At 63.5% G+C, this 18,830-nt stretch carries 17 protein-coding genes; 11 read left to right on the forward strand and 6 right to left on the reverse strand.

Going from position 1 to position 18,830, the window contains the following annotated elements; all coding sequences use genetic code 11:
• Positions 1 to 7: 7 nt before the first annotated feature.
• From mrdA to ACF8SD_RS19635, 9 genes are all read left to right on the forward strand, one after another.
• Positions 8 to 1,897: a penicillin-binding protein 2 gene (gene mrdA / locus ACF8SD_RS19595; RefSeq protein WP_173891206.1), complete on the forward strand. Its 1,890-nt coding sequence runs from the start codon at positions 8 to 10 to the stop codon at positions 1,895 to 1,897.
• A 38-nt stretch (positions 1,898 to 1,935) separates the two neighbouring features.
• Positions 1,936 to 3,039, forward strand: coding sequence for a rod shape-determining protein RodA (gene rodA / locus ACF8SD_RS19600; RefSeq protein ID WP_173891749.1), 1,104 nt, complete (start codon positions 1,936 to 1,938; stop codon positions 3,037 to 3,039).
• 17 nt (positions 3,040 to 3,056) lie between these two features.
• Positions 3,057 to 4,067, forward strand: a complete 1,011-nt coding sequence (gene mltB, locus ACF8SD_RS19605) for a lytic murein transglycosylase B (protein WP_392484237.1) — start codon at positions 3,057 to 3,059, stop codon at positions 4,065 to 4,067.
• Positions 4,067 to 5,068 (forward strand): septal ring lytic transglycosylase RlpA family protein, encoded by a 1,002-nt coding sequence (locus ACF8SD_RS19610; protein ID WP_054906037.1) that lies wholly within the window; start codon positions 4,067 to 4,069, stop codon positions 5,066 to 5,068. The genes mltB and ACF8SD_RS19610 overlap by 1 nt, the downstream gene beginning before the upstream one ends.
• A gap of 271 nt (positions 5,069 to 5,339) precedes the next feature.
• A complete protein-coding gene (locus tag ACF8SD_RS19615) occupies positions 5,340 to 6,500 on the forward strand; it encodes a D-alanyl-D-alanine carboxypeptidase family protein (RefSeq protein WP_009685831.1) in 1,161 nt (386 codons plus the stop codon).
• 70 nt (positions 6,501 to 6,570) lie between these two features.
• The gene (locus ACF8SD_RS19620) at positions 6,571 to 6,846 is read left to right on the forward strand and encodes a DUF493 domain-containing protein (protein WP_009685832.1); all 276 of its coding nucleotides are present in this window, start codon (positions 6,571 to 6,573) and stop codon (positions 6,844 to 6,846) included.
• Positions 6,846 to 7,493 carry a lipoyl(octanoyl) transferase LipB gene (lipB, locus tag ACF8SD_RS19625; RefSeq protein ID WP_173891205.1) on the forward strand — a complete coding sequence of 216 codons (648 nt, stop codon included), beginning with the start codon at positions 6,846 to 6,848 and terminating at the stop codon, positions 7,491 to 7,493. The genes ACF8SD_RS19620 and lipB overlap by 1 nt, the downstream gene beginning before the upstream one ends.
• A gap of 2 nt (positions 7,494 to 7,495) precedes the next feature.
• A complete protein-coding gene (gene lipA / locus ACF8SD_RS19630) occupies positions 7,496 to 8,512 on the forward strand; it encodes a lipoyl synthase (protein ID WP_009685834.1) in 1,017 nt (338 codons plus the stop codon).
• A 108-nt stretch (positions 8,513 to 8,620) separates the two neighbouring features.
• A complete protein-coding gene (locus tag ACF8SD_RS19635) occupies positions 8,621 to 9,559 on the forward strand; it encodes an LD-carboxypeptidase (protein WP_392484236.1) in 939 nt (312 codons plus the stop codon).
• Between the two features lie 91 nt (positions 9,560 to 9,650).
• On the opposite strand, the gene ACF8SD_RS19640 is transcribed toward ACF8SD_RS19635, so the two are convergent.
• The 5 genes from ACF8SD_RS19640 to leuS all read right to left on the reverse strand — a co-directional run bounded on the left by ACF8SD_RS19640 (position 9,651) and on the right by leuS (position 15,714).
• Complete coding sequence (locus ACF8SD_RS19640) at positions 9,651 to 10,967, reverse strand: lytic murein transglycosylase (protein WP_173891204.1); 1,317 nt, start codon at positions 10,965 to 10,967, stop codon at positions 9,651 to 9,653.
• Positions 10,968 to 11,027: 60 nt separating this feature from the next.
• A complete protein-coding gene (gene arfA, locus ACF8SD_RS19645) occupies positions 11,028 to 11,192 on the reverse strand; it encodes an alternative ribosome rescue factor ArfA (protein WP_009685838.1) in 165 nt (54 codons plus the stop codon).
• 171 nt (positions 11,193 to 11,363) lie between these two features.
• Positions 11,364 to 12,401 carry a DNA polymerase III subunit delta gene (gene holA, locus ACF8SD_RS19650; RefSeq protein ID WP_392484235.1) on the reverse strand — a complete coding sequence of 346 codons (1,038 nt, stop codon included), beginning with the start codon at positions 12,399 to 12,401 and terminating at the stop codon, positions 11,364 to 11,366.
• A 39-nt stretch (positions 12,402 to 12,440) separates the two neighbouring features.
• Complete coding sequence (lptE, locus tag ACF8SD_RS19655) at positions 12,441 to 13,046, reverse strand: LPS assembly lipoprotein LptE (protein WP_009685391.1); 606 nt, start codon at positions 13,044 to 13,046, stop codon at positions 12,441 to 12,443.
• A 61-nt stretch (positions 13,047 to 13,107) separates the two neighbouring features.
• Positions 13,108 to 15,714, reverse strand: coding sequence for a leucine--tRNA ligase (leuS, locus tag ACF8SD_RS19660; protein ID WP_392484234.1), 2,607 nt, complete (start codon positions 15,712 to 15,714; stop codon positions 13,108 to 13,110).
• 227 nt (positions 15,715 to 15,941) lie between these two features.
• Here leuS and ACF8SD_RS19665 point away from each other — a divergent pair, with 227 nt between their 5' ends.
• Positions 15,942 to 16,256 (forward strand): hypothetical protein, encoded by a 315-nt coding sequence (locus ACF8SD_RS19665; RefSeq protein ID WP_173891201.1) that lies wholly within the window; start codon positions 15,942 to 15,944, stop codon positions 16,254 to 16,256.
• 135 nt (positions 16,257 to 16,391) lie between these two features.
• Positions 16,392 to 17,153, forward strand: coding sequence for a YdcF family protein (locus tag ACF8SD_RS19670; protein WP_173891200.1), 762 nt, complete (start codon positions 16,392 to 16,394; stop codon positions 17,151 to 17,153).
• A 152-nt stretch (positions 17,154 to 17,305) separates the two neighbouring features.
• On the opposite strand, the gene lnt is transcribed toward ACF8SD_RS19670, so the two are convergent.
• A complete protein-coding gene (lnt, locus tag ACF8SD_RS19675) occupies positions 17,306 to 18,823 on the reverse strand; it encodes an apolipoprotein N-acyltransferase (RefSeq protein ID WP_392484233.1) in 1,518 nt (505 codons plus the stop codon).
• Positions 18,824 to 18,830 lie beyond the last annotated feature (7 nt).

Here is an 18,830-nt window from a genome sequence, read left to right on the forward strand (position 1 = left end):
CCGTCCGATGTCGCAGCCGATCCGTCTCAAGGACCACGAGAAAGACGCCCGCCTGGTGCGTAACCGCGTTGTGGTCGGCGCAATCGCGGTGGTGCTGCTGGTGTGCGTGCTGATCGCGCGGCTGTACTACCTGCAGATCATTCAGTACGACTACCACTCCACGCTGTCGGAAAACAACCGGGTGCATGTGCAGCCGATCCCGCCGACCCGCGGGTTGATCTTCGACCGCAACGGCGTGATCGTGGCCGACAACCGGCCCAGTTTCAGCCTGTCGATGACCCGCGAACGCGCGGGGAACTGGCAGCAAGTACTGGACACCATCGTCGAAGTGCTGGAATTGACCGAAGACGACCGCGCCCTGTTCGAGAAGCGCATGCGCCAGGGCCGCCGGCCGTTCGAGCCGGTGCCGATCCTGTTCGAGCTCAACGAAGAACAGATTGCCCGGGTGGCGGTAAACCAGTTCCGCCTGCCGGGTGTCGAGGTGGTCGCGCAACTGGTGCGGCATTACCCCCAGGGGGCGCACTTCGCCCATTCGGTGGGTTACGTGGGGCGGATCAACGAGAAAGAGCTGAAAACCCTCGACCCGGTGAACTACAGCGGTACCCACCATATCGGCAAGACCGGCATCGAGCGCTTCTACGAGGATGCGCTGCACGGCCAGGTCGGTTACGAGGAAGTCGAGACCAACGCCCGCGGCCGCGTGCTGCGGGTGCTCAAGCGCACCGACCCAAAGCCGGGCAAGGACATCGTGCTGAGCCTGGACATCAAGCTGCAGGAAGCCGCCGAAGCCGCCCTGGGTGGCCGCCGTGGTGCCGTGGTGGCGCTGGACCCGCGCACTGGCGAGGTTCTGGCCATGGTCAGCCAGCCAAGCTTCGATCCCAACCTGTTCGTCACCGGCATCAGCTTCAAGGCGTATGCCGAGTTGCGTGATTCGATCGACCGGCCGCTGTTCAACCGCGTGTTGCGCGGCTTGTACCCGCCGGGCTCCACCATCAAGCCGGCGGTGGCGATTGCCGGCCTGGACAGCGGTGTGGTCAACGCCAGTAGCCGGGTATTCGACCCTGGCTACTACCAACTGCCCAACTACGACCACAAATACCGTAACTGGAACCGCTCGGGTGATGGCTGGGTCGACCTGGACACCGCGATCATGCGCTCCAACGACACCTACTTCTACGACCTTGCCCACAAGATGGGCATCGACCGGCTGTCCAGTTACATGAACAAGTTCGGCATCGGCCAGCGGGTATCCCTGGACATGTTCGAGGAATCTGCCGGGCTGATGCCATCGCGTGAATGGAAGCGTGCCACCCGCCGCCAGGCCTGGTTCCCGGGTGAAACCCTGATCCTGGGCATTGGCCAGGGCTACATGCAGGCGACGCCGCTGCAGCTGGCCCAGGCCACTGCGCTGATCGCCAACAAAGGCGTATGGAACCGCCCGCACCTGGCCAAGACCATCGAAGGCCAGCCGCCGGTGGACGAAAACCCTATGGCGAACATCGTGCTGCGGGACAAGTCAGACTGGGCCAAGGTCACCCATGGCATGGAGCAGGTGATGCACAACGCCCGCGGTACCGCACGCAAAGCCGCCCTCGGTGCCCAGTACCGCATCGCCGGCAAGAGCGGTACCGCCCAGGTGGTGGCGATCAAGCAGGGTGAAAAGTACGACCGTAACAAACTTCAGGAGCGCCACCGTGACCACGCCCTGTTCGTTGCCTTCGCTCCGGCCGAAGCCCCGAAAATCGTGGTATCGGTGATGGTCGAGAACGGCGAGTCCGGTTCGGGTGTTGCGGCACCGGTGGTCCGCCAGATCATGGACGCCTGGCTGCTCGACGAAAATGGCCGTCTCAAGCCCGAGTTCGCGCCTGCTACCGCTACCCAGGAATCAGCCCTGTGATGAACAATTTCGATCGCATGCTCTCCAGTGAGGATGTGATGCGTCGGCGCGCCAGCTTCCTGCAGCGCATTCATGTCGACGGCCCCTTGCTGATCATTCTGCTGACCCTCGCCGCCGGCAGCCTGTTCGTGCTGTATTCGGCCAGCGGCAAGAACTGGGACCTGCTGCTCAAGCAGGCGACCTCGTTCGGCATCGGTCTGGTGTCGATGTTCGTCATCGCCCAGCTGGAGCCGCGCTTCATGGCCCGCTGGGTGCCGCTGGCCTACCTCACCGGGGTTCTGCTGCTGGTGGTGGTGGACGTGATGGGCCATAACGCCATGGGCGCCACGCGCTGGATCAATATCCCGGGGGTGATCCGCTTCCAGCCCTCGGAATTCATGAAGATCATCATGCCGGCGACCATTGCCTGGTACCTGTCCAAGCGCACCTTGCCGCCGCACCTGAAGCACGTGGCCATCAGCCTGGTGCTGATCGGCGTGCCATTCATTCTGATCGTGCGCCAGCCCGACTTGGGCACCGCACTGCTGATCCTGGCATCGGGCGCCTTCGTGCTGTTCATGGGTGGGCTGCGCTGGCGCTGGATCCTCAGCGTAGTGGCAGCGGCGGTGCCGGTGGCGGTGGCGATGTGGTTCTTTGTCATGCACGACTACCAGAAGCAGCGGGTACTGACCTTCCTCGACCCGGAAAGCGACCCGCTGGGCACCGGCTGGAACATCATCCAGTCCAAGGCGGCAATCGGTTCGGGCGGGGTGTTCGGCAAAGGCTGGCTGCTCGGCACGCAGTCGCACCTGGACTTCCTTCCGGAAAGCCATACCGACTTCATCATCGCCGTGCTCGGCGAGGAGTTCGGCCTGGTCGGTATCTGCCTGCTGCTGATCGTCTACCTGCTGCTGATCGGCCGTGGCCTGATGATTACCGCCCAGGCCCAGACCCTGTTCGGCAAGCTGCTGGCGGGTAGCCTGACCATGACCTTCTTTGTCTACGTATTCGTCAATATCGGCATGGTCAGCGGCCTGCTGCCCGTAGTGGGCGTGCCGCTGCCCTTTATCAGCTATGGCGGAACATCCTTGGTAACGCTGCTGTCAGCGTTTGGCGTTCTCATGTCGATCCATACGCACCGAAAATGGATCGCACAGGTTTGAAAAAGGTGAACAATTTGATGCAAGCAGTGCGTAACTGGGCTGCCCGTTGTGCGCCGTGGGTCGGCGCGGTGGGCCTGTTCGGCGCTGTACAGCTGGCCCATGCCGGCGACTATGAGGGTTCGCCACAGGTGGCCGAGCTGGTGGGCGAAATGAGCCGTGACTACGGTTTTGCCCCGGAGCAGCTGATGGGGGTGTTCCGTGAGGTGCAGCGCAAGCAGTCGATTCTGGATGCCATCTCGCGCCCTGCCGAGCGGGTCAAGCCGTGGAAGGACTACCGGCCGATGTTCATCACCGATGCGCGCATTGCCCGCGGGGTGGACTTCTGGCGCCAGCACGAGGCGGTGCTGGCCCGCGCGGAGCAGGAATACGGGGTGCCGGCGCAATATATCGTCGCGATCATCGGGGTCGAAACCTTCTTCGGCCGCAACACCGGCAACTACCGGGTGATCGATGCCCTGTCGACGCTGGGCTTCGACTACCCGCCGCGCGCCGAGTTCTTCCGCAAGGAGCTGCGTGAGTTCCTGCTGTTGGCGCGCGATGAGCAGCTGGACCCGTTGACCCTCAAAGGCTCCTACGCCGGTGCCATGGGGCTTCCACAGTTCATGCCGAGCAGTTTTCGCAACTACGCGGTGGACTTCGACGGTGACGGCCACATCAACATCTGGAACAACCCGGACGATGCCATTGGCAGCGTGGCCAACTACTTCAAGCGCCACGGCTGGGTAGCCGGCGAAGGCGTGGTCAGCCGCGCCTGGGTAGAAGGTGCGCGCGCCGATGAAGGCCTGACTACCGGTATCGAGCCGGTCAAGACCGCGAGGGAGTTGCGCGCGCTTGGCTGGTCGGTTCATGATTCGCTGCGCGATGATCTGCCGGTTACGGCCTTCCGGCTCGAAGGCGACAATGGCCCCGAGTATTGGATGGGGCTGAAGAACTTCTACGCGATCACTCGCTACAACCGCAGCGTGATGTATGCCATGGCGGTGCATCAGCTAGCGGAACAGCTGGTACAAGTACGGGGCGTCAAGTAATGCGCGCAATCATCTCTGCACACTCTTTCAAGCTGCTCACCTGCCTGGCCGTTGGCCTGGTGCTGGCCAGTTGCTCTTCCAACCGCCCGGCCCCGCAAAAAAGCAGCGGCAACGTGGTACGCAGCCAGCCGGGCCTGGATATCAACCGGGCACACAAGGATGGCGCGCCGTGGTGGGACGTGGATGTGAACAAGATCCCCGACGCCACGCCGACCGTGCACACCGGTAACTACAAGGCCAACCCCTACACGGTGCTGGGCAAGACCTACTACCCCATGCAGGACTCGCGCAACTACCGCGCCGAGGGTACCGCGTCCTGGTACGGCACCAAGTTTCACGGGCAGAACACCGCCAATGGTGAGCTGTACGACCTGTACGGCATGAGTGCCGCGCACAAGACCTTGCCGCTGCCGGCCTATGTACGCGTGACCAACCTGGCCAACGGCCGTAGTGTGATTCTGCGGGTCAATGACCGTGGGCCGTTCTATTCCGACCGCATCATCGACCTGTCCTATGCCGCAGCGAAAAAGCTCGGCTATGCCGAAATCGGCACCGCACACGTGCGTGTCGAGGGCATCGACCCGCAACAATGGTGGGCCCAGCGTGGCCAGACACCACCGATGGTGCTGAAGGAGCCCCAGGTGGCCCAGACCCAGGCGGTGCCGGCCACGACCGGGCGGGTCGAGCAATGGACGCCGCCGCCGCAGCAGCACGCGGCGCCGGTGGTGCCGGTACAGGTAGGGGGCAACAACGTCCCGGGTGGCAATGGCGGCAGCTTTCTGCAGGTGGGTGCCTTCGCCAACCCGGATGCCGCCGAATTGCTGCGCTCCAAGCTCAGCACCATGGTCAGCGCGCCGGTGTTCATCAGCTCGATCGTGCGTAACCAGCAGACCCTGCACCGCGTGCGGCTGGGGCCGATCGGCAGCCAGGGCGAGATCCAGCAAGCCCAGGACAGCATCCGCCTGGCGAACTTGGGGCAGGCCAAGCTGGTCACAGACTGAGCTCAGCTATAAGCAACCGGCTGCAAGCTGCAAGCTGCAAGAAGACCCTGCGCCCACCCGCTTTGTCTTTCGGCTTGCAGCTTGAAACTCTTGCTGTCGGTTTTGTCATGAACTGCCGGGCTCGGCCATGTACAATGTCGGCTTTTGCCCGCAGCGGCATAAAGCCGCACTGTAGCGGGCCAGGCCTCTGGCCATAAAACTAGACTGACTGGCGCTGGGCGCATGATGTTGCCCAGGGAACATCAGACCATTAGCGATTTTCGAGAGACGGATGAACATCACCAACCTTGCCAAACGACTTTGCCTGCCTGTACTGCTGCTGATCACGCCTGCCGCCTTCGCGGCCGAGCAGATGACACCGGCACCACCGCAACTGGCAGCCAAGTCCTACGTACTCATGGACGCGTCCAGCGGCAACGTGCTGGTCGAAAACAACGGTGACGAGCGCCTGCCGCCAGCCAGCTTGACCAAGCTGATGACCGCCTACATCGCCACCCTGGACATCCGCCGCGGCCAGATCGGCGAGAACGACCCGGTTACCGTCAGTGAAAACGCCTGGCGTACCGGCGGTTCGCGCATGTTCATCAAGGTTGGCAGCCAGGTCACCGTCAGCGACTTGCTGCACGGCATCATCATCCAGTCCGGCAACGATGCCTCGGTCGCCCTGTCCGAGCACATCGCCGGCAGCGAAGATGCATTCGCCGACATGATGAACAAGACCGCGGCCGACCTGGGCATGACCAACAGCCACTTCATGAACCCGACTGGCCTGCCGAACCCAGACCACTACTCGTCGGCCCATGACATGGCGGTACTGGCCCGGGCGATCATCAACGTCGACCCGGCGCACTACGCCATCTATTCGCAGAAAGAGTTCTTCTGGAACAACATCAAGCAGCCTAACCGCAACCTGCTGCTGTGGCGTGACAAGACCGTCGACGGCCTGAAAACCGGCCACACCGAAGAAGCAGGCTACTGCATGGTGGCTTCGGCGGTACGCGATGGCCAGCGCCTGATCGCGGTGGTGTTCGGCACCAACAGCGAACAAGCGCGTGCTGCCGAAACCCAGAAGCTGCTGACCTACGGCTTCCGCTTCTTCGAAACCCAGACCTTCTACCAGAAGGGCACCGAGCTGACCCAGGCGCCGGTGTGGAAGGGCGCCACTGGCCAAGTCAAGGCCGGCCTGGCCGACGACCTGACCATGACCATGCCTAAAGGCCAGCTCAAGCGCCTGGTCGCCACGATGACCATGAACCCGCAGCTCACCGCGCCCATCGCCAAAGGTGACGTGATCGGCAAAGTGGAAGTCAAACTGGACGAGAAAGTGGTTCACAGCGCCGACCTGATCGCCCTCGATGGCGTCGAGGAAGGTGGTTTCTTCCGCCGTATGTGGGATAGCATCCGTCTATTCTTCTACGGGTTGTTCAACTGATACGTGACCTGCACACCCCCGCGCATCACGCGGGGGTGGTGTTGCCACGGCTTACGAGGCCGTTTCCGCCATGAGCGAACCAGACGTCAAGTCGCACAAGATCGAATTCCCTTGCGCCGATTACCCGATCAAAGTCATCGGTGACACCGTTGTCGGCTTCAAGGACACGGTCATCGAGATTCTCAGCAAGCACGCCAAAGTCGACCTTTCCACCCTGGCCGAACGCCAGAGCAAGGAAGGCAAGTACACCACCGTGCAACTGCACATCGTTGCCGAAAGCGAGAACCAGCTGCACGATATCAACAGCGCCCTGCGCGCTACCGGTATCGTGAAAATGGTGCTCTGATGCCCGCCTGCCTCGGTTTTCGCGAGCTTGGCCTGCAGCCCTACCAACCGGTGCTGGAGGCCATGCGGCGCTTCACCGAGCAGCGCAGCCCGGCCAGCCAGGATGAAATTTGGCTGGTCGAGCACCCTGCAGTCTTTACCCAGGGCCAGGCCGGCAAGGCCGAGCACCTGCTGGTGCCGGGTGACATCCCGGTGGTGCAGACCGACCGCGGCGGCCAGGTGACCTACCATGGCCCCGGGCAGTTGGTGGCCTACCTGCTGCTGGATGTACGCCGGCTGGGTTTTGGTGTGCGTGAGCTGGTCAGCCGTATCGAGCAGACCCTCATCGACCTGCTGGCCAGCTATGGTGTGAAGGCTTCAGCCAAGCCCGATGCGCCGGGCGTCTATGTCGATGGAGCGAAGATCGCCTCCCTCGGCCTGCGAATTCGCAACGGCCGTTCGTTTCACGGCCTTGCCCTGAACGTGGACATGGACCTTGCGCCATTCCGCCGAATCAACCCCTGCGGTTATGCGGGGCTGGCGATGACCCAGCTACGTGACCTGGCAGGCCCGATCGAACTCGACGAGGTCAGGACAAGGCTGCGCGGACAGCTGGTCAAGCACCTCGACTACGCTGAGCAGACGACCCTCACGGGCGGAATCGACTGAATATGACAACTGTGCAAGAAGCCGTGCCCAACCTCATACCTACCCAGGATGCCACCCCGCGCCCAGCGCCGAAAAAGGTGGAAGCCGGGGTCAAGCTGCGTGGCGCCGAGAAGGTGGCGCGCATCCCGGTGAAAATCATCCCGACCGACGAGTTGCCGAAAAAGCCCGACTGGATTCGCGTGCGTATCCCAGTCTCGCCAGAGGTCGACCGCATCAAGCAACTGCTGCGCAAGCACAAGCTGCACAGCGTGTGCGAGGAAGCTTCCTGCCCTAACCTGGGCGAGTGCTTCTCGGGCGGCACCGCCACCTTCATGATCATGGGTGACATCTGCACCCGGCGTTGCCCGTTCTGCGACGTGGGCCACGGCCGACCGAAGCCGCTGGACCTGGACGAGCCGAAAAACCTGGCGGTCGCCATCGCTGACCTGCGCCTGAAGTACGTGGTGATCACCTCGGTAGACCGCGACGACCTGCGTGACGGTGGTGCCCAGCACTTTGCCGACTGCATCCGCGAAATCCGCGCGTTGTCGCCAGGCGTGCAACTGGAAACCCTGGTGCCGGACTACCGCGGGCGTATGGACGTGGCACTGGAAATCACTGCGCAAGAGCCGCCGGATGTGTTCAACCACAACCTCGAAACCGTGCCGCGCCTGTACAAGGCCGCGCGCCCGGGCTCTGACTACGACTGGTCGCTGGACCTGTTGCAGAAGTTCAAGCAGTTGGTGCCGCATGTACCCACCAAGTCGGGCCTGATGCTGGGCCTGGGTGAAACCGACGAAGAAGTGATCGAAGTGATGCACCGCATGCGTGAGCATGACATCGACATGCTTACCCTCGGTCAGTACCTGCAACCGTCGCGCAGCCACCTGCCGGTGCAGCGTTTCGTGCACCCCGACACCTTTGCCTGGTTCGCCGAGGAAGGCTACAAGATGGGCTTCAAGAACGTGGCTTCTGGCCCCCTGGTGCGCTCTTCGTACCATGCCGACCAGCAGGCGCACGAAGCCAAGATCAAGCTCTGAGCCTGGCTGAAACACAAATGCCGATGCTTGCCGAAAGGGCAGCATCGGCATTTTTTTTGCCGGCGACAAGCCATAAGCTACAAGCGACAAGATGCCTGGAGCTGCATGATGAATTGTGTCGATACCCTTCCCGTACATTTGCCCAAGGCGATCTTGCAGGACACCTGCTTCGCTATCATCGCGCCGGCGGGCTCGGCGCGGCTGGATACGCACAAGGTCAACCAGTGGTTCGCTGATCGTGGCTACCGTTGCCGCATTTACCCAGGTGCCCTGCAGGCTCAGGGTTACCTGGCAGGCCCGGACCAGCAGCGGCTGCAGGACCTGCACGATGCCTTTGCCGACCCGGGCATCGACGCCATCCTGTGCATGCGCGGCGGTTACGGCAGCATGCGCCTGCTCGACCAGCTGGATTTCCAGCTGATTCGGGGCAACCCCAAGCCGCTGATTGGCTACAGCGATATCACAGCGCTGCACACGGCCCTTTATCGGCACGCCGGGCTGATCACGTTCCATGGCGCGATGCTCAATGCCGACTTGCTCGGCGGCAAGCTGGCGCCGACCGAGTCGTCGTTGCTGGCCCAGCTGGGTGGGCATGTGCGCGCAGGGGAGCAGATTGCCCACCCAGCGGGCTATGCCATGAGCACGGTCATTCCAGGGGCCGCAAGCGGGCATTTGCTGGGTGGCAACCTGTCTATGCTGGGCGCGACGCTTGGCACTGTGGCAGAGCTGGATACCGCGGGCTGCATCCTGTTTATCGAAGACGTCAATGAGCCGCTGTACCGGGTGGACCGGCTGCTGACGCAGTTGCGCCTGGCGGGCAAGCTGGCGGGCGTGAAAGGCGTGCTGGTAGGGGATTTTGCAGGGATTACCACGGCGGCGTTGACGCCATTGCTGGAGGAAACTTTCGGGCCCTTGGGCGTGCCGGTGCTGGCGGGGTGGCGCAGTGGGCATTGCGACCCGAATGTGTGCTTGCCGCTGGGGGCTCGGGTACGGCTGGACAGTGTTCAGCAGAGCTTGGTGTTGGAGCAGGATGTGTTCAAGGCTTGAGATAGCCGGGGCTGCTTTGCAGCCCTTTCGCGACACAAGGCCGCTCCTACAGGGATCGCGTTACACCAACGTACCGCAACCCCCAGCTATCTCACTGGCTACGCAGGCTCTCAAGCAGCTTATGGGTCGGGTAACCATCCGCCGGCCACCCCAGCCCTTGCTGGGCGTTGCGTATGGCCTTGCGGGTGTTGGCGCCGATAATGCCATCGGCATTGCCTGCGTCATACCCACGGCCGTTAAGCAGGTTCTGCAACTCCACGCGTTCGCTGCGGCTCAGCGGCAAGTCTTCCTTCGGCCAGCTGCCGGCAATGAAGCCCCAGCCGCTGAAGCGGTCGGCCAGCAGGCTCACCGCCAGTGCATAGGACGATGAGTTGTTGTACTTGAGGATGGCGCGGAAGTTATCCAGTACCAGGAACGCCGGGCCACGCGCGCCTGCTGGCAGCAGCAACGCGGCAGACAGCTGGTTGCTGCCCGCTGGCAATTGAGTACCGGTTGGCAACTTCACACCCATTGCCAGCCACTCGCTCACCGGCCTGCGCAACGCGCCATCGGCCTGCCAGAAATCGAAACCTGGTGGTACCTGCACCTCGAAGCCCCACGGTTGGCCACGCTTCCAGCCCGAGCTTTGCAGGTAGTGCGCGGTCGAGGCCAGGGCATCGGGGGTGCTGTTCCAGATGTCGCGGCGGCCGTCGCCGTCGAAGTCCACGGCATGGGTGTTGTAGGTGGTCGGGATGAACTGGGTCTGGCCCATGGCGCCAGCCCACGAGCCACGCATGGCCTCAGGCTGAATGTCACCATGCTGGATGATCTGCAGGGCGGCGATCAGCTGGTCCTGGGCGAACTGCGGGCGACGGCCTTCATAAGCCAGGGTCGCCAGCGAGCGAATTACCGACTTGTTGCCCTGGAACTGGCCGAAATTGCTCTCCATGCCCCACACCGCCACCAGCACCTGGCGGTCAACGCCATAGCGTTGCTCGATGCGGGTCAGCAGTTCGGCGTGCTGCTCCAGCAGCCGCTTGCCATTGCGCACGCGCAAAGGGGACAGCGCGCCTTCGAGGTATTCCCACACCGGGCGGCTGAACTCAGGCTGGCTGCGGTCGGCCTTGATCACGTCCATGTCGGGGGTAACCCCGAGGAAGGCGCGGTCGAAGATGCTGGGCGAAATACCCGCTTGCAGGGCTTGTTCGCGGAAACCCGCTTGCCACTGGGCGAAGGTTTGCAAAGGCTGGATTTCAGTGCTGGCGTCTGGCGTTGCACCGGGTACGGTTACCACGGGCGCAGGTTGCGCAGGGGCCAGCGGCAGCGCGTCGGCCGCGGTAGGTTTTTCCGCGCAGGCAACCAGCAGGATGAAGCTGGAGGCCGCGATCAGCTGGCGGGTTTCCCAACGGGGAGAAAGACGGAAGAGCATGCACAGATCCAGAATTGCAGGTCAGGTGCTGACCATATCATGCCTGCGCCCGCGATGCTTTCATGCCGCCAAAAAGTAGGAAGCCTCCCAATCTCTCGATTGGAAGGCTTCGCGGCGGTAGCTGCCTTTGCCTTTTTCCGGTTGTTCCTGGCGGCAGCGGAACAGCGGTTGGGCAATGATCGACTTGGCCTTGTTGGGGCCGTGCTTTTTCGGCTTTTTGCTCATGGCGGGGTTCCCGTGGTGGGTGGGTTTCGGGGCGCACTTTAGGGCCCTGAGGAGATGTGGGCCAATTGATTGTGTATATGGTTCACAGGAGCACCCACAGGTTCAGCACAACCTTCAAGGCCTGTGGCCTCCATGTGGGAGCTGGCTTGCCAGCGATAGGGCCTGTGACCGTTATAGAGGGGGTAGCGCCAGGCGCTGACCCGCCATCAACAATGACAACCGCGCCAGGCCCGGCCACGGCGAGCCCTCGGCCTGGCCCTTGATTTGCGCATCGATACGCTGGGCATCCTGCAGCAGTTGCGCCCAGCGCTGCGCCGAGAGGCGCTGCAGGGCCTTGCTGACCAACGGCCGGCGCTTATCCCAGACCGGTGGGCGCGCCTGGCTGAACGCCTTGTCCAGCGGTACGCCCTGGCTGAATTGCTGGGCCAGCCCGGCGAGCTGGCGCAGCTCGCGCGCCAGGGCCCAGAGAATCACCGGGGGCTCGACCCCCTCACCGCGCAAGCCTTCGAGCATGCGCAGGGCATGTGCAGCTTCACCGTTGAGAATGGCGTCGACCAGCCCGAAAACGTCGAACCGGGCGCTGTCAGCGACAGCCGACTGCACGGTTTCGACGGTGATCTGGTTGCCTTCGGCCAACAGCTTGAGCTTTTCGATTTCCTGCGCGGCAGCCAGCAGGTTGCCTTCCACGCGTGCGGCAATCAGGTCGACAGCGTCACGCTGCGCCGACAGGCCGGCCTGCTGCAGACGCTGGTTGATCCACTGCGGCAGCTGGTGCGAATCCACCGGCCAGATCTGGATGAACTGGCAATGGGCACCTTCGATCAAGGCCTTGCCCCACTTGGTCTTCTGCGCGCTGCCGTCGAGCTTGGGCAGGCTGACCAGCAGCAGGGTGTCTTCGGCGGGATTGGCGCAGTATTCCATCAGCGCTGCAGCGCCCTTGTCACCCGGCTTGCCCGAGGGCAGGCGAAGTTCCAGCAGGCGCCGCTGGGCGAACAGGGACAGGCTGGCACCGGCCTGGAGCAGGGTGCCCCAGTCGAAGTTGGCGTCGGCACTGAAAACCTGGCGCTCGTCGAAACCTTGCTGGCGCGCAGCTTGGCGGATGGCGTCGGCGGCTTCCTGGCACAGCAGCGGGTCGTCACCGCTGACCACGTAGACCGGGGCCAAGGCGCCTTGCAGGTGCTTGTTGAGTTGGGCGGGGGCGAGCTTCATGGGCAGTAGGCGGGGCACCCGAAGGTACCCCGCACGGGCTTAGTTGCCCGGTACTTCCAGGGGCGACTGCTGCGGCGTTTCCGCCTGCTGGCGGCGTGCGGCCTCAAGGGCGGCCGCTTCAGCCTGGGCACGCTGATCGGCTTTTTGCTGCAGCTCGTCCAGCTGGGCCGGGGTCAGTTGCTGCAGGCGCACGACCATGGCGTTGACCAGGTCACGGCGCATTTCCAGGCGGGAACGGGCCGCTTCCTGCTCGGAACCGGTGATGTTCGAGGCATCGCGCACATACACCTTGCGCACTTCCAGCTTGTCACTCAGCAGTTCAAGGTTGTTCAAGCCCTGGATGCTGTAGTTGAGCTGGGTGGTCAGCTCGTACTCGGCAGTGCGGTTACCGCTGTTGTAGCTGGCCGAGCGCTCGCGCTGCTGTTCGTTGGTCAATACCAGGCGGTACGGCGCACCGGTGTGCACATTCACGCCACTGTTCTTGAGCACCTGGCGCAGTTCGGTCACGGTAGGCCCGTACGCGTCACGCGCACTGACGTCCATTTCCTTGATGCTCAGCTCGTTGGTGCCAGTACCGCGCAGCTGGAAACCGCAGGCGCTGAGCATGACCGCCAGGCCAATTACCAGCAAATTGCGTTTGATCATGTTGTTGCTCCCTTGTGGGCCTGTTCCGCCCGCCCGCAGTGGCTGCGGGCGGGCGTTGCCATCAGTTGGCGACGATGTTGACCAGCTTGCCCGGTACCACGATGACCTTGCGAATGGCCAGGCCGTCGATGAAGCGCAGGACGTTCTCGTTGCTGCGCGCGGCGGCTTCGATTTCTTCGCGGCTGGCGGCGGCCGGCATTTCGACCTGCCCGCGCAGTTTGCCGTTGACCTGCACCACCAGGGTGACGGTGTCCTGCACCAGTGCGGCTTCGTCGACCGCTGGCCAGCCAGCGTCGATCACGGCCTGATCATGGCCCAGCTGCTTCCACAACTCGTGGGAGATGTGCGGGGTGATCGGCGCCAGCAGCAGGGTCACGGCTTCCAGGCCTTCGTGCAGCAGGGCACGGTCTTGCGCCGTGGCTTGCGGGGCTTTTTCCAGCACGTTCATCACGGTCATCACCTGGGCGATGGCGGTGTTGAATTTGTGGAACTGGCCGACGTCGGTACTGGCCTGCTTGATAGCGGCGTGAATGGCACGGCGAATGACCTTCTGTGCGTCGTCCAGGGCGGCGACATCCAGCTTGCCCGGCAGGCCTTGGGCGACGTGTGCCTGGGCCAGGCGCCAGACACGGCGAAGGAAGCGGCTGGCGCCTTCGACGCCGGAGTCGGACCATTCCAGGCTCGCGTCAGGTGGCGAGGCGAACATCATGAACAGGCGGCAGGTATCGGCGCCGTACTGGTCGATCATCGACTGGGGGTCGACGCCGTTGTTCTTCGACTTGGACATCTTCTCGGTGCCGCCGATTTCCACCGGCAGGCCGTCGGTCTTCAGGCGTGCGCCAATGATCTTGGCCTTGGCATCGCGTTCGATTTCGACATCGGCCGGGTTGAACCAGTCCTTGCCGCCGTTGCTGGCAACGCGGTAGTAGGTTTCGGCCACGACCATGCCCTGGGTCAGCAGGTTCTTGAACGGCTCGTTCGAGGTGACCAGCCCTTCGTCACGCATCAGCTTGTGGAAGAAGCGCGCATACAGCAGGTGCAGGATGGCGTGTTCGATACCGCCGATGTACTGGTCGACCGGCAGCCAGTGGTTGGCCGCTTTCGGGTCGACCATGCCACCTTCGTAGTTCGGCGAGGCGTAGCGGGCGAAGTACCAGGACGACTCGACGAAGGTGTCCATGGTGTCGGTTTCGCGCTTGGCCGCAGCACCGCATTTCGGGCAGCTGCATTCGTAGAATTCTGGCATGCGCGCCAGTGGCGAGCCGGCACCATCGGGCACCACGTTCTCCGGCAGGGTCACCGGCAACTGGTCTTCTGGCACGGGCACGTCGCCGCAGGACGGGCAGTGGATGATCGGGATCGGGCAGCCCCAGTAGCGCTGGCGGCTGATACCCCAGTCGCGCAGGCGGAACTGGGTGCGCGATTTGCCCAGGTCTTTACGGATCAGGGCTGCTTCGATGGCGTCGAAGGCGCCGGCAAAGTCCAGGCCGTCGAACTCGGCGGAGTTGATCAGTTGGCCGTGCTCGCCATAGGCGTCCTGCCACTCGTTGCCGACTTCATCGCCCGCACTGGTGCGTACTACGGCCTTGACCGGCAGGTTGTACTTGTGGGCGAACTCGAAGTCGCGCTCGTCGTGGGCGGGCACAGCCATTACCGCGCCATCGCCGTAGTGCATGAGCACGTAGTTGGCGACCCAGACCGGCAGCTTCTCGCCGGTCAGCGGGTGCTCCACCAGCAGGGAAGTGGCCATGCCCTTCTTCTCCTGGGTGGCCATGTCGGCTTCGGCAACGCTGCCGGCCTTGCATTCTTCGATGAACGCCTGCAGCGCCGGGTTGCCCTGGGCAGCCTGGGTGGCCAGCGGGTGCTCGGCGGCGACGGCGACGTAGGTGGCACCCATCAGCGTGTCGGGGCGGGTGGTGAAGACCTTGAGCGTGCCGGCGTGGCCGATGCTGGCCTGGTCGTAGGGGAACTGGACTTCCATGCCGCGCGACTTGCCGATCCAGTTGCGCTGCATGGTCTTGACCTGCTCAGGCCAGCCCGGCAGTTCGTCGAGGCTTTCCAGGAGATCGTCGGCGTAGTCGGTGATGCGGAAGTAGTACATCGGGATTTCGCGCTTTTCGATCAGCGCGCCGGAACGCCAGCCGCGGCCGTCGATGACCTGCTCGTTGGCCAGTACGGTCTGGTCTGCCGGGTCCCAGTTCACGGTCCCGTTCTTGCGGTAGATGATGCCTTTCTCGAACAGGCGGGTGAACAGCCACTGCTCCCAACGGTAGTAGTCAGGCTTGCAGGTGGTCACTTCACGTGCCCAGTCGATGGCCAGGCCCAGGCTCTTGAGCTGGGTCTTCATGTACTCGATGTTTTCGTACGTCCACTTGGCCGGGGCGACGTTGTTCTTCATCGCCGCGTTTTCCGCGGGCATGCCGAAAGCGTCCCAGCCCATCGGCTGCAGCACGTTCTTGCCCAGCATGCGCTGGTAGCGGGCAATCACGTCACCGATGGTGTAGTTGCGCACGTGGCCCATGTGTAGCTTGCCGCTCGGGTACGGGAACATCGACAGGCAGTAGTAGGTGTCCTTGCCTGGCTGTTCGGTAACAGCGAACGATTGTTGCTCGTCCCAGAAGTTCTGGGCGGCGGCTTCGATATCACGGGGCGTGTATTGTTCGTGCATGGCTACTTTTTGCTGAGAGGGAAGAGACCTTGTTCCAGGCAGCGGAACCTCGCTGCGTCCGGCACTCCGGTGTCATTTAGAGTGAACGCCGTAGCATACAGCAGCGCTGCGTATCGTGGGAAACCTTCGTTGCGAATGGCCGCTGGTCGCTGCACCCGGCTGCTTTTTGCAACGACGCTAAGCTCTGGTGTGGGGGGAGATATTCTTATCTTCAATGAGGTGAACGGATGGGAGACACGCAGCTACCCGCAATCAGACCGGAGCTTTACGAGCGCCTGATCGACCGGCTTGGCCTGGCCCTCGAAAGCGCCAGGACCTCTGTACGATTGCGCGACGAGATGCCAGCCGAGCTGGAGTTGCGTGGCCTTAGCCACGCAGAGTTCGAAGTGATCAAGGCCTACCTGGAAGCTCTTCCGGAGCGCCGTAATGCTGCTGTCGGCAGTTACCCACAAGCGGAGCCGGCATCAGCCAAGATTATCTGGCTCAAGGACCAGAAGCGCGCTGCTACTGCGGCCAGACCCAGAACGCTGCGCCAGCGCTAGTCGTTCAAGGCGCCCCGCGCAGGCCAGCGCGCCACGGTCATTCATCATTCACACAGCTTGCGATCGGCACCGGCCCTACCTTGTTGACCGGTGCCGATCCTTTTAGGCTGCACGCCTGCCAAGGAGGTGTGGCCGATGCCGATTCGATTTTTCATCAAACAATGGCTGATGCCGCCGGGCATCTTGTTCCTGTTGCTGCTTGCCGCATGGTGGTGGCGTGCGCGCCGGCCACGGCTGGCGGCGCTGTGTTTTGGCGTGGGGCTGGGTGGCTTGTGGTTGCTGAGCTTGCCGCTGGTGGTGCAGGAAACGGCCCGGGTGCTGGAGACCGAGCCGCCTCTGGCCGTCAGCGACTGGGCCAGGCTGGCCAGCCGGGCAGATGCCATTGTGGTGCTGGGCGCGGGGCGCGAACGGGGTGACCCCGCGTGGGGCGGTGGTGACCAGCCTACCGCCACGGCGCTGGAGCGCATGCGCTTTGCCGCGCGGCTGGCCAAGGCTTCGGGTTTGCCGCTGCTGACCAGTGGCGGGCTGCACTACGGCACGCCGCCAAGCGAGGCGCAGTTGATGGCCGATCGCCTGCGTGAGGATTTCGCGGTCGAGGTGAGGTGGCGCGAAGAGGCCAGCCGCACGACCTGGGAGAACGCCCAGTTGTCGGCCAAGGTCCTACAGCCGCTGGGGATTCGCCGTGTGGTGGTGGTCACCCAAGCCTGGCACATGCAGCGTTCGCGCTGGAGCTTCGAACAGGCGGGGTTCGAGGTGGTGCCGGCGCCGGTGGGGTTCCTAGGGCGCGAGCATGCGCGGCCGTTCGGCGGGTTGCTGCCGGAAAGCCGAGCGATGTGGCAGAGCGGGCAGTTGCTCAATGAGGTGGTGGGGCTGGTGGGGTACCGGGTGTTCTATTGAATTCAGGTTTGCGCGGTTCCTTGTAGGAGCGGCCTTGTGTCGCGATGGGCTGCGCAGCAGCCCCGGATCTCAGCTCTATCTCAAGATTGCCGGGGCTGCTTTGCAGCCCATCGCGACGCAAGGCCGCTCCTACAGGGACCGCGTAATGCCAGTTAGACGGTCTTGGCTATGCGCCCGGCCAGCAATGCCCAGCCCAGCAGCAGCACGCAGACAATCGCCAGCGGCCACGAACGCCATTGCAGGTAAGGCGTGAGCTGCTGCATCGGCACCACTTCGCCATACATTACCGCCTGCTGGAATTGTGGTACCTGCGTGGTGATACGGCCGAACGGATCGATCAGCGCGGTCACACCATTGTTGGTGGCGCGGATCATCCAGCGGCCGGCTTCCAACGCACGCATCTGTGCCATCTGCAAGTGCTGTAGCGGGCCGATCGAGGTGCCGAACCAGGTGTCGTTGCTGATGGTCAGCAGCAGGTCGCTACGCGCCGCCAGCCCCGCAGCGAATTCCGGGTAGACCACTTCGTAGCAGATGTACGGGGCAATCTGGTAACCCTTGGCCTGCAGCAGTGGCTGGTCTTCCGGGCCGCGGGCAAAGTCCGACATGGGCAGGTTGAAGAACTCGATGGCGCCACGCAGCATGTCCTGCAGCGGCACATACTCGCCAAACGGCACCAGTTTCTGCTTGAGGTAGGTGCCATCGCCTTCGCCGGCCACCGTGATACCGTTGTAGTAGCGGCGCTGGTGGTGCACCTCTTCGCGTACCGGTACCCCGGTGATCAGCGCCGAATGCCGCTCGGCGGCAAAGCGGCCCATCACATCAATGTAGCCCTGGGCCTGGTCCTTGAGCACCGGTACCGCGGTTTCGGGCCACACCAGCAGGTCCACTGGCTTGGAACTGAAGCTCAGGTCACGGTACAGCGCCAGTTGTGCATCGATGTGCGCCGGGTCCCATTTCAGCTCCTGTTCGACGTTGCCCTGAATGGCCGCCACTTTCAGCGGGTCGCCAGCCGGCTTCGTCCAGGCATGGCCTTTGAGTGCCAGGCCCAGGGCCCAGGGCGCCAGCAACAGCACCGCGGCAATGGCCAGGAACGCAGGGCGCGCGCGCAGGCGGTGCAGGTTGCACAGCAGGGCGGCAGTGAGGGCCAGGGCGAAGGAAACCAGCCATACACCACCCAGCGGGGCAAGGCCTGCCAACGGCCCGTCGAGCTGGCTGTAACCGGCGTAGAGCCAGGGAAAACCGGTCAGGAACCAGCCGCGGAAAGCTTCCTGCAGCAGCCACAGGGCGGCGAAACACAAGGCGTCGGCCAGCGGCGCTTCGTTGCGCCGCAACCAGCGTGCCCACAACCAGGTGGGCAGGGCGAAGAACCACGCCAGGGCGGCAAAAAATGCCAACAACAGCACGATCGCCAGCAATGGCGAAGCGCCGCCGTAGGTGGTCATGCTGACGTAGATCCACCAGGTGCCCGCGCCGTACAGGCCAAACCCGAACCACCAGCCACGCCACATGGCCTGGCGCGGGCTGAGCTCGCGCAGGCCCAGGTAGAGCAGGGCGATCGATAGCAAAGCCAGCGGCCAGATATCGAACGGTGCCAGGGCCAGGAGGGTGGATGCGCCGGCCGCCAGGGCCAGCAGGTTACCGGGCCAGCCGGGGCGGGTGATCCAACGCATGTTTGTC

The organism is Pseudomonas sp. CJQ_9, from assembly GCF_043106615.1.
Classification (GTDB): Bacteria; Pseudomonadota; Gammaproteobacteria; order Pseudomonadales; family Pseudomonadaceae; genus Aquipseudomonas; species Aquipseudomonas juntendi.